Genomic DNA, 11,245 nt, shown 5'->3' with positions numbered 1-11,245 from the left:
GGGATCTGCCCAGGGGTCCGGGGCGTGGCGCCCCGGGTCGGCACAGTAACCAGGTGACCGAGTTGACGAACCGCATCAAGAACAAGGCCAGCTGACTCGTTGAGCCGCCCGCTCAGCCCTCTGCGACACCTCTGAAGGGGTGGATTCTGCGGTCCCCACCGTGGATCCGCCCCTTTTTTACGCCTGATCGACGAGTCAATCTGGTGTGACCTTCATCTCTTCGACCTCCAATCAGGCTGGTTTATCCACAAAACATCCAAGCTTCGGCCATCCACACCGTGTGGAACACGCCCCGGAGCCCGAGTTACCCACAGGGGGTGGGTACGGTTCGGCTGCTTCGCAGGTCAGACCCCTGTGAATGTGTGGACAGAAGTTATCCACAGTCTGTGGAAAACCTCTCCGGTCTCACTCTCCACAACAGCCCCGAGAGAGTTATCCACCGACTGTCCACCGAATCAAGCCGGTTCTCCCCAGGTTGTCCACCGCTTCGTCCACAGAAGACGCCCCGTCACTCAATCGAGTGAATACGAAGTCGTATGGCCTGTCGGCGGCCTGAGGACAACTCAGAAAAAACTGGGGATAACCTGGGGACAAACAGGGGGTGTCCTGGGGACAGCATGTGGACGGTTTTTCGGTGTCCACAGACAGACCCCAGTTATCCACCGGTTACCCACACCCCCGAAGTGGATAAAATAAGGGGGCTGACCAGGGCGTAAACCGGTTATCCACCGTATCCACAGCCCCTACTACTACGACCACCTGAAATAAGCAGGGGGAGCTCGAAAAATGGTCGTCGGGCCGAAATCTGTGGACGGACCGGATCGGCAGGCAGCGAGCGGGATGTCCCCGGCGTAGGCCAGACTGTGTCCAGCACGGTGAGCCCCACCGACGGTCCAAAGCATCAACAGCAGCGGCCAGGTCGGTGGACAGGCAGGCCGGGCACGACCCGTACAGCAGAAGCTCAGACCTACGTCGGCGGCCCACAGCCGCTGGACAGCTCAGGAGGCGGTGACCGGTGAAGTTCCGGGTGGAGCGCGATGTTCTCGCGGACGCGGTGGCTTGGACCGCCCGGAGTCTCCCGGCACGGCCCGCCGTCCCCGTGCTGGCCGGCCTGCTGATGGAGGCCTCCGGGTCGACTGTGACCCTGTCGGCGTTCGACTACGAAGTCTCCGCACGCGGCGGCATCGAGGCCGAGGTCGACGAGGAGGGCCGGGCGCTGGTGTCGGGCCGACTGCTCGCCGACATCTCCAAGGCACTCCCCAACAGGCCTGTGGAGTTCTCGACCGACGGCACCAAGGTGACGGTGGTCTGCGGCAACGCACGATTCACACTTCCCACCCTGCCGGTGGAGGACTACCCGGCGCTGCCGGACATGCCGACCTCGGCAGGCTCCGTGCCCGGTGACGTCTTCGCCTCGGCCGTCGCCCAGGTGGCCATCGCCGCCGGTCGCGACGACACGCTGCCGATGCTGACCGGTGTGCGCATCGAGATCGACGGCGACAAGGTCACGCTGGCCGCAACTGACCGCTACCGCCTGGCTGTCCGCGAGTTCCTGTGGAAGCCGGAGCAGGACGGTCTCAACTCGATCGCCCTGGTGCCCGCCAAGACGCTCGGTGACACGGCGAAGTCGCTGACAGGCGGCGACAGCATCCAGATCGCGCTGTCCGGCGAGAAGCTCGGCGAAGGCATGATCGGCTTCGAGGGCGCCGGCCGGCGGACGACCACCCGGCTGCTCGAAGGCGAGTTCCCGAAGTACCGCGCACTGTTCCCGAGCGAGTCCCCGACCACTGCCGTGATCGAGACCGCTCCGTTCGTCGACGCGGTCAAGCGCGTGTCGCTGGTGGCCGAGCGCAACACCCCGGTGCGGTTGTCCTTCTCCGACGGCCAGCTGGCCCTGGAGGCCGGTTCCGGCGACGACGCACAGGCCACGGAAGCCATCGAGGCCCGGCTGAACGGCGAGGACATCTCCATCGCCTTCAACCCCGCCTTCCTGCTCGACGGTCTGAGCGCGATCGACTCCCCCGTCGCCCAGTTGTCGTTCACCACCTCGACGAAGCCGGCCGTCATGACCGGGCTTCCGGCCCTCGACGCCGAGGCCACCGACGAGTACCGCTACCTGATCATGCCGGTCCGCCTCTCCGGCTGACCTGCACGTAGGCGTAACGTCGTACCCGGCAGTGCCTTTGTTTTTGGCCTGGGTCCGACATATGCACCCAGGGCAGGCGTCTTGAAGTGCCTCCATAAGGGGCACACGTGAACAGTGCCGTCCACAGACAGTGGATGGTCCTGGTCGGTGAAAGAAGGATTTAACGTCATGGAGCTCGGACTCGTCGGTCTCGGCAAAATGGGCGGCAACATGCGTGAGCGCATCCGCCGCGCCGACCACACCGTGATCGGTTACGACCGCGACCCCAACCTCGCGGACGTCGCTTCTCTCAAGGACCTGGTCGGTGCCCTGGAGGCCCCGCGGGTGATCTGGGTGATGGTGCCCGCCGGTGCTGCGACGCAGTCCACCGTCGACGAGCTCGCCGAGCTCCTCTCCCCTGGTGACGTCGTCGTCGACGGCGGCAATTCCCGCTGGACCGACGACATCAAGCACGCCGAGTCGCTGAAGACCAAGGGCATCGGCTTCGTCGACTGCGGTGTCTCCGGCGGTGTGTGGGGCCTGGAGAACGGCTACGCGCTGATGTACGGCGGCGAGGCCGCCGACGTCGCCAAGGCACAGCCGATCTTCGATGCGCTCAAGCCCGCAGGCGACTCCGGTGCGGTGCACGCGGGCAAGGTCGGTGCCGGCCACTTCGCGAAGATGGTCCACAACGGCATCGAATACGCCATGATGCAGGCCTTCGCCGAGGGCTGGGAGCTGCTTGAGGCCGCTCCCGAGGTCACTGATGTGCGTGAGGTCTTCCGCAGCTGGCAGGAGGGGACGGTCATCCGTTCATGGCTCCTCGACCTGGCTGTGCGGGCGCTGGACAGCGACGAGCACCTTGAGGAACTCCGCGGGTTCGCGGCCGACTCCGGTGAGGGCCGCTGGACCGTTGAAGCGGCCATCGACCACGCGGTGCCGCTTCCGGCGATCACCGCATCGCTGTTCGCGCGCTTCGCATCCCGGCAGGACGACTCGCCGCAGATGAAGATGATCGCCGCACTGCGCAACCAGTTCGGCGGGCACGCGGTCGAGCACAAGAAGTAGCCGAAGAGCAGTACCGCTGGACAGACGAAGGGGAGGTCGGCGTTCGCGCCGTCGGACTATGCACGTCGCCCACCTCTCCCTAGCCGACTTCCGGTCCTACGCCCGGGTCGAGGTTCCCCTCGACCCGGGCGTGACCGCGTTCGTCGGCCCCAACGGCCAGGGCAAGACCAACCTGGTCGAAGCCGTCGGCTACCTCGCGACCCTGAGCAGCCACCGGGTGGCCACCGACGCCCCGCTCGTGCGGCTCGGTGCCGAGAAAGCGTACGTCCGGGGCAAGGTGGTCAACCACGAACGTTCGGCACTGGTCGAGCTGGAGATCACTCCCGGCAAGGTCAACCGCGCCCGGATCAACCGCTCGCCGGTGCCACGCCCGCGCGACGTCTTGGGTTTGCTGCGCACGGTCCTGTTCGCGCCCGAGGACCTGGCCCTGGTCAAGGGGGACCCGAGCGAACGGCGGAAGTTCCTCGACGAGTTGCTGACTTCCCGTACGCCTCGGATGTTGGGTGTCCGGCAGGACTACGACCGAGTTCTCAAGCAGCGCAACACCCTGCTGCGCACGGCGGCTCTGGCCCGCAGGGGCGGTCGTGACGCGTCGCTCAGCACACTCGACGTGTGGGACACCCATCTGGCCGCGGCCGGAGCAGAGCTGACATGTGCCCGGGTTGATCTGGTCAACACGCTGCAACCGTTGGTGGACAAGGCTTATGACGCAGTGTCATCCGGCGGCGGGCCCACTGTCCTTGAGTACCGCAGTTCCATCAGCGACGAATCGCTGCCGACGGACCGGGATTCTGTCCACAGCCTGTTGACAGAGGCGATCGCCGCACAGCGCAAGAACGAGATCGAACGCGGGCAGACACTGGTCGGCCCGCACCGTGACGACGTGCTCCTGCGGCTGGGCCCGCTGCCCGCCAAGGGCTACGCGTCGCACGGCGAGTCGTGGTCGTACGCCCTTGCCCTGCGCCTGGGTTCGTATGAACTGCTGCGCGCGGACGGCGGTGAACCGGTGCTGATCCTCGACGACGTTTTCGCCGAACTCGACGGCAGCCGCCGGGAGAAGCTTGCCAACCTGGTGGCCGGTGGCGAACAAGTCCTGGTGACCGCGGCGGTCGGCGAAGATGTGCCGCCGCAACTGGCCGGGGCGCGTTACGACGTCGCCGCCGGTGAAGTGAAGCTGCGCCCGTGAGGTGGGTTCCGTGAGCGCGGAGGAGCCCGAGCTCAAGGGCATCGACCTGGCGCGTGCCACACTCCTGCAGGCCAAAGCACAGGCACGGATCAAACGGGACGACCGTACGGACCGGACACAGGCCAAGCACGGGCTCAAGCGCAGCGGTTCGGGCCCTGACGACCGGGATCCGCAACCGCTGGCCCGGTTGATGGGCCGGTTGATGGCCGAGCGCGGCTGGCAGACGCCGGCCGCGGTGCACGGGGTGCTGGGCCGGTGGGCCGAGTTCGTCGGTGAGGCCCACGCGGTGCACTGGGTTCCGGAGAGCTTCGAGGACGGAAAACTCATCGTCCGGGCCGACTCGGACAACTACGCGACCCAGTTGCGCTGGCTCGCGCCGAAACTGCTCGCCCGGATCAACAGCGAACTGGGCCACGGCGCGGTCACATACATCCAGGTGCTCGGGCCGTCGACCGGACGCAGACGGTTCAACCAAGCACAGTAATCAGGCGCGATGGCCAAACACAGTGATCGAGAACAGTGACCAATACGACGTAAACACGTCACCGTGTGCAGTCGGTAGCGTGCCGGTAACCATCGATACACGCTGTGTCGTTGGTCATTGACACGGTGTCGTTGGACTCGTCCGTGTATTCGCTCAGCGGCCATGAGAGCCACTTTGACCCCCTGGCCGCGTGCGGGGGATTGCGCCAGGGGCGTTCAGGGCGGCACAGGGGAAAGCAGTGGCCTTGCTAGCCCTCCTGATGTCGGTGCGACCGGTAGAATGGAGAGAGATTCCGCTCTTGCGGACCCTGTGCCGTCTTCCGTGGCTCCGTCCCACCCGGGTGGGGAGCCGTGCTGTGCCAGAAAGGGCGCTTCGTGGCCGATTCCGGCAACCCCCCCCAGGACAACTCCGCGACGAACAACCAGACGTATGACGCGAGCGCGATCACCGTGCTCGAAGGTCTCGACGCGGTCCGCAAGCGACCTGGTATGTACATCGGTTCAACCGGTGAAAGAGGTCTCCACCACCTTGTCCAAGAGGTCGTGGACAACTCCGTCGACGAGGCGCTCGCCGGTCACGCCACGCAGATCACGGTGACGATCCTGGCCGACGGCGCTGTGCGTGTCATCGACGACGGCCGCGGTATCCCCGTCGGCCTGCACCCGATCGAGAAGAAGCCGGCCGTCGAGCTGGTCCTGACCGTGCTGCACGCCGGGGGCAAGTTCGGCGGTGGCGGCTACTCCGTCTCCGGCGGCCTGCACGGCGTCGGCGTGTCAGTGGTCAACGCGCTGTCGAGCCGCCTCGCGGTCGACATCAGGCGGGACGGCTACCGCTGGACCCAGGAATACAAGATGGGCACGCCGACGGCTCCGCTGGAGCGCCATGAGGCGACCGACGCGACTGGCACGACGGTCACGTTCTGGGCCGACGGCGACATCTTCGAGACGACTGAGTACTCCTTCGAGACTTTGTCGCGGCGCTTCCAGGAGATGGCCTTCCTTAACAAGGGCCTGACCCTGTCACTGACCGACGAGCGTCCGGAGCACCGGGACGCCGACGGCAAGCAGCTGTCCGTTTCGTACCGCTACGACGGCGGCATCTCGGACTTCGTCCGGCACCTGAACTCGCGCAAGGGTGAGCCGGTCCACCCCACGGTCATCGACTTCGAGTCCGAGGACCGCGAGAAGATGATCTCGGTCGAGGTCGCGATGCAGTGGAACTCCTCGTACACCGAAGGTGTCTACAGCTTCGCGAACACGATCCACACGCACGGCGGTGGAACCCACGAGGAGGGTTTCCGCTCCGCGCTGACCGCGCTGGTCAACCGGTACGCCCGGGAGAAGAAGATCCTTCGGGAGAAGGACGACAACCTCGCCGGCGAGGACATCCGCGAGGGCCTGACCGCGATCATCTCGGTCAAGCTCGCCGAGCCGCAGTTCGAGGGTCAGACCAAGGACAAGCTCGGCAACACCGAGGTCAAGACCTTCGTCCAGAAGATCGTCCACGAGCAGCTGAACGACTGGCTGGACCGCAACCCGTCGGACGCCTCGGACATCATCCGCAAGTCCCTCCAGGCGGCCACCGCCCGGATGGCGGCCCGCAAGGCGCGTGACCTGACCCGTCGCAAGGGCCTCCTGGAGACCGCCTCGCTCCCGGGCAAGCTCTCGGACTGCCAGAGCAACGACCCGACCAAGTGCGAGATCTTCATCGTCGAGGGTGACTCGGCCGGTGGCTCCGCGAAGTCCGGCCGCAACCCGATGTACCAGGCCATCCTGCCCATCCGCGGCAAGATCCTGAACGTCGAGAAGGCCCGGATCGACAGGGTGCTGCAGAACAACGAGGTCCAGGCCCTCATCTCGGCCTTCGGCACCGGAATCCACGAGGACTTCGACGTCCAGAAGCTGCGCTATCACAAGATCGTTCTGATGGCGGACGCCGACGTCGACGGGCAGCACATCCGGACGCTGCTGCTCACCCTGCTGTTCCGCTTCATGCGGGGCCTGGTCGAGGCGGGGCACGTGTACCTCGCGCAGCCGCCGCTCTACAAGATCAAGTGGAGCAAGGACGACTTCCAGTACGCCTACTCCGACCGGGAGCGCGACGCCCTCATCAAGAACGGCGTGGACAGCGGTCGTCGGCTGCCCAAGGACGACGCCATCCAGCGGTTCAAGGGTCTGGGCGAGATGAACGCCGAAGAGCTGCGGATCACCACCATGGACACCGACCACCGTGTCCTGCTCCAGGTGACCCTTGAGGACGCGGCCCGGGCCGACGACCTCTTCTCGGTCCTGATGGGTGAGAACGTCGAGGCCCGGCGTTCGTTCATCCAGCGCAACGCGCGAGACGTGCGCTTCCTCGACATCTGACGGTCCGGGGGACGCGCCGCCCACTCCGATGTGAGCTGCGGTGCGTCCCACTTTCCTCTCCGTCTGCCCTCTGAAAGGAACCGGACCAAGCGATGTCCGAAGACAATCCCGTGCCGCCCACGTTCGACCGCATCGAGGAGGTCGAGCTCGAGACCGAGATGCAGCGCTCGTACCTCGACTACGCCATGAGCGTGATCGTCGGCCGCGCGCTGCCCGAGGTCCGCGACGGCCTCAAGCCCGTCCACCGCCGGGTCCTCTACGCGATGTACGACGGCGGCTACCGGCCCGAGAAGGGCTACTACAAGTGCGCCCGTGTCGTCGGTGACGTCATGGGTTCGTACCACCCGCACGGTGACACCTCGATCTACGACACCGTGGTGCGCCTGGCCCAGCCGTGGTCGCTGCGGATGCCGCTGGTCGACGGCAACGGAAACTTCGGTTCACCGGGCAACGACCCGGCCGCCGCTATGCGGTACACCGAGTGCCGGATGGCCCCGCTGGCCATGGAGATGATGCGGGACATCGACGAGGACACCGTCGATTTCTCGCCGAACTACGACGGCCGTCAGCACGAGCCCGACGTACTCCCGGCCCGGTTCCCGAACCTGCTTGTCAACGGTTCGGCCGGCATCGCGGTCGGCATGGCGACCAACATCCCGCCGCACAACCTGCGCGAGGTAGCTTCCGGCGCCCAGTGGTTCCTGGAGAACCCCGAGGCCTCCCAGGAGGACCTGCTCGACGCGCTCCTCGCGCGGATCAAGGGCCCGGACTTCCCGACCGGCGCGCTCATCGTCGGCCGCCGCGGTATCGAGGACGCGTACCGCACCGGTCGCGGCTCCATCCAGATGCGCGCCGTGGTCGAGGTCGAGGAGATCCAGAACCGCCAGTGCCTGGTCATCACCGAGCTGCCCTACCAGGTCAACCCGGACAACCTGGCGTTGAAGATCGCCGACCTGGTCAAGGACGGCAAGGTCGGCGGCATCGCCGACGTCCGTGACGAGACATCGTCGCGTACGGGGCAGCGCTTGGTCGTCGTGCTCAAGCGCGACGCGGTCGCCAAGGTCGTCCTGAACAACCTCTACAAGCACACCGACCTGCAGACCAGCTTCGGCGCCAACATGCTGGCCCTGGTCGACGGCGTGCCGCGGACCCTGTCGGTCGATGCGTTCATCCGGCACTGGGTGGACCACCAGATCGAAGTCATCATCCGGCGGACCCGCTTCCGTTTGCGGAAGGCCGAGGAACGCGCCCACATCCTGCGCGGTCTGCTCAAGGCCCTGGACGCGATCGACGCGGTCATCGCGCTCATCCGGGCCTCGAACACAGTCGATGAGGCCCGGACGGGCCTGATGCGGCTCCTGGAGATCGACGAGATCCAGGCGAACGCGATCCTCGAGATGCAGCTGCGCCGGCTCGCCGCTCTGGAGCACCAGAAGATCACGGCCGAGCACGACGAGCTCATGGCCAAGATCAAGGGCTACAACGAGATCCTGGCTTCGCCGGAGCGGCAGCGGAAGATCGTCAGCGACGAGCTGACGGTCATCGTCGACAAGTACGGCGACGAGCGACGCAGCACCCTGGTGCCGTACGACGGTGACATGTCCATCGAGGACCTCATCGCCGAAGAGGACATCGTCGTCACCATCACAAAGGGCGGGTACGTCAAGCGCACCCGTTCGGACCTCTACCGCTCGCAGAAGCGCGGCGGCAAGGGCGTGAGCGGGGCGAAGCTGAAGAAGGACGACATCGTCGACCACTTCTTCGTGACGACCACCCACCACTGGATCCTGTTCTTCACGAACAAGGGCCGGGTCTACCGGGCCAAGGGCTACGAACTGCCGGACGCCGGTCGTGACGCCCGCGGTCAGCACGTGGCCAACCTGCTGGCCTTCCAGCCGGATGAGAAGATCGCCCAGATCATGGACCTGCGCGACTACGAAGTCGCCCCGTACCTGATCCTGGCCACCAAGTCGGGCCTGGTGAAGAAGACCGCACTGAAGGAGTACGACACCAACCGCGCAGCCGGTGTCATCGCGATCAACCTCCGTTCGGTGGCCGGCGAGCTGCCGGAGGGCGACGAGGAGCAGGTCGACACCGACGACGAGGTGATCGCCGCGGAGCTGGTCGGCCCCGAGGACGACCTCCTGCTCGTCAGCCGGAAGGCCCAGTCGATCAGGTTCACCGCCACTGACGAGGCACTGCGCCCGATGGGCCGGGCGACCTCCGGCGTGAAGGGCATGAGCTTCCGCGAGGGCGACGAGTTGTTGTCCATGAGTGTGGTTCGACCGGGCACGTACGTGTTCACTGCCACTGACGGGGGATACGCCAAGCGCACCAGCGTGGACGAGTACCGCGTTCAGGGGCGTGGCGGTCTGGGCATCAAGGCTGCCAAGATCGTCGAGGACCGTGGCTCGCTCGTCGGCGCGATGGTCGTCGAAGAGGGCGACGAGATCCTGGCGATCACACTCGGCGGCGGAGTGATCCGTACCCGAGTCTCCGGGATCCGTGACACCGGCCGTGACACGATGGGCGTTCAGCTGATCAATCTCGGTAAGCGGGACGCGGTGGTGGGCATCGCCCGCAACGCCGAGCCTGGTCCGGAGGAAGACCTGGAAGACGGATCTGACGCCGCTGTTGACGGCGCCGACGGTTCGGACGGCGCCTCCGGGACCGTTGCTTCCGACAACACTGCACTGACGACTGAGGGTTCGGCGACGACGGCGCAGACCGCGGAAGGCGGTGACGCGCCCGGCGGGCAGGAGGACGCGTGACCACAGACCGGATACGGGGCGAAAGCACCGGTCGCGATGAAGGCCGTGGGCGACCACGGCAGCAGGCGGCCGGGGCCTCGCCCCGGTCCGGGACGGCCGCCATGCCGCCCAAGCCTGTAGGACCGGCGGCTCCGGCCGCCGAGGGTGTGGGCACCACCGGCGCGGTCTCCGCGCCGGTGGTGCCGCTCAGACCGGACGCGCCACCACCGGCGTCCGGCCGGAGTGTCCGCGAGGCGGAGCAGAAGACAGCGCAGGACGGGCCGGCGTCCGCCGGTGCCGTCGGCGGCGCAGACCGTACTGCCGGGCGGGCCGGTGCCGATGAGGCACCGGCCGCCCGGTCGCGGACAGCTGCGGCCCGGCCGGCTGGCCGCCAGCCGTCTCGTACTGCGGGGGCCGGTCGGACGATGGTGCAGAACACAGCGGAGTCCGCCCCGGAACCGGGGCCCGAGCAGCCGGACGGCACAGTGCATCAGGACGGCTCCAGAACGGCCGCGCAGACTCAGCAGATCCCGGCAGTGAGCCGGACCAGACCTGCGGAACGCCCGGCTGTCGCCGAACGTATGAGTGAAGTGAAGAGCGAGCGTACGCCTGAACGTACGAACGAGCGGGCCGCCCAGGCCGGGGCCCGGCCGACTGCCGCCGTCCCGGTGCGCCAGCCGCTGCCGGCCGTGCGCACCCGCCGGGCCCGGCTCAAGGCCGCGCGCGTCGACCCGTGGTCGGTGATGAAGGTCAGCTTCCTGCTGGCCATCGCACTGGGGATCATCACGGTGGTCGCCGCGAGCATGCTCTGGATGGTGCTCGACGCGCTCGGAGTATTCACCTCCGTGGGGGACACAGTCCGGGAGGCGACCCAGTCGCAGACCGACCCGGGCTGGGACCTCAAGCAGTACCTGTCGCTGCGCAACACCCTCCTGGTCAGCGGTGCGGTCGCAGTGATCGACGTGATCCTGGTGACCGCGCTGGCCACTCTCAGCGCGTTCCTTTACAACCTCACCGCGGTGTTCACCGGAGGTCTGGAAGTGACGCTCGCGGAGGAGGATTGATCTTCCCAGGGTGCGCGGGAACCTGTTTTGGCTGACCCGGGTAGGTGCGGTACTCTTTCTGAGCAACGCCGCGGGGGCCTATAGCTCAGACGGTTAGAGCGCTTCCCTGATAAGGAAGAGGCCACAGGTTCAAGTCCTGTTAGGCCCACCCCGACAAAGACCCCGGACCGATCATGGTCCGGGGTCTTTGACATCCACAGGT

At 66.6% G+C, this 11,245-nt stretch carries 7 protein-coding genes and 1 tRNA gene; all 8 read left to right on the top strand.

The annotated features are described in order from the left end of the window. Window positions 1-1,015: 1,015 nt before the first annotated feature. Window positions 1,016-2,146, top strand: a complete 1,131-nt coding sequence (gene dnaN, locus AC0Z36_RS15605) for a DNA polymerase III subunit beta (protein ID WP_485463473.1) — start codon at window positions 1,016-1,018, stop codon at window positions 2,144-2,146. Window positions 2,147-2,314: 168 nt separating this feature from the next. Further along, complete coding sequence (gene gnd / locus AC0Z36_RS15600; RefSeq protein WP_485463472.1) at window positions 2,315-3,193, top strand: phosphogluconate dehydrogenase (NAD(+)-dependent, decarboxylating); 879 nt, start codon at window positions 2,315-2,317, stop codon at window positions 3,191-3,193. A 58-nt stretch (window positions 3,194-3,251) separates the two neighbouring features. Further along, on the top strand, window positions 3,252-4,379 hold the full coding sequence (gene recF, locus AC0Z36_RS15595) for a DNA replication/repair protein RecF (protein WP_485463471.1): 1,128 nt from the start codon (window positions 3,252-3,254) through the stop codon (window positions 4,377-4,379). Between the two features lie 10 nt (window positions 4,380-4,389). Then, the gene (locus tag AC0Z36_RS15590) at window positions 4,390-4,863 is read left to right on the top strand and encodes a DciA family protein (protein WP_485463470.1); all 474 of its coding nucleotides are present in this window, start codon (window positions 4,390-4,392) and stop codon (window positions 4,861-4,863) included. A 350-nt stretch (window positions 4,864-5,213) separates the two neighbouring features. After that, window positions 5,214-7,229, top strand: coding sequence for a DNA topoisomerase (ATP-hydrolyzing) subunit B (gene gyrB, locus AC0Z36_RS15585; protein WP_485463469.1), 2,016 nt, complete (start codon window positions 5,214-5,216; stop codon window positions 7,227-7,229). A 92-nt stretch (window positions 7,230-7,321) separates the two neighbouring features. Then, on the top strand, window positions 7,322-10,000 hold the full coding sequence (gyrA, locus tag AC0Z36_RS15580; protein WP_485463468.1) for a DNA gyrase subunit A: 2,679 nt from the start codon (window positions 7,322-7,324) through the stop codon (window positions 9,998-10,000). A 560-nt stretch (window positions 10,001-10,560) separates the two neighbouring features. Beyond that, window positions 10,561-11,043 (top strand): DUF3566 domain-containing protein, encoded by a 483-nt coding sequence (locus AC0Z36_RS15575; RefSeq protein ID WP_485463467.1) that lies wholly within the window; start codon window positions 10,561-10,563, stop codon window positions 11,041-11,043. Between the two features lie 74 nt (window positions 11,044-11,117). Further along, window positions 11,118-11,191 (top strand) — tRNA-Ile (locus AC0Z36_RS15570). The last annotated feature ends 54 nt before the right edge of the window (window positions 11,192-11,245 follow it).

It is taken from the genome of Kitasatospora sp. UYEF31, from assembly GCF_057291755.1.
This window is presented reverse-complemented; position numbering and strand designations above follow the sequence as displayed.

What these genes read in the sequence shown, in the direction of transcription:
- AC0Z36_RS15575 (WP_485463467.1), top strand. Translation starts at nt 10,561, where the DNA reads ATGAGTGAAGTGAAGAGCGAGCGTACGCCTGAACGTACGAACGAGCGG.
- recF (WP_485463471.1), top strand. Translation starts at nt 3,252, where the DNA reads ATGCACGTCGCCCACCTCTCCCTAGCCGACTTCCGGTCCTACGCCCGG.
- gyrA (WP_485463468.1), top strand. Translation starts at nt 7,322, where the DNA reads ATGTCCGAAGACAATCCCGTGCCGCCCACGTTCGACCGCATCGAGGAG.
- gnd (WP_485463472.1), top strand. Translation starts at nt 2,315, where the DNA reads ATGGAGCTCGGACTCGTCGGTCTCGGCAAAATGGGCGGCAACATGCGT.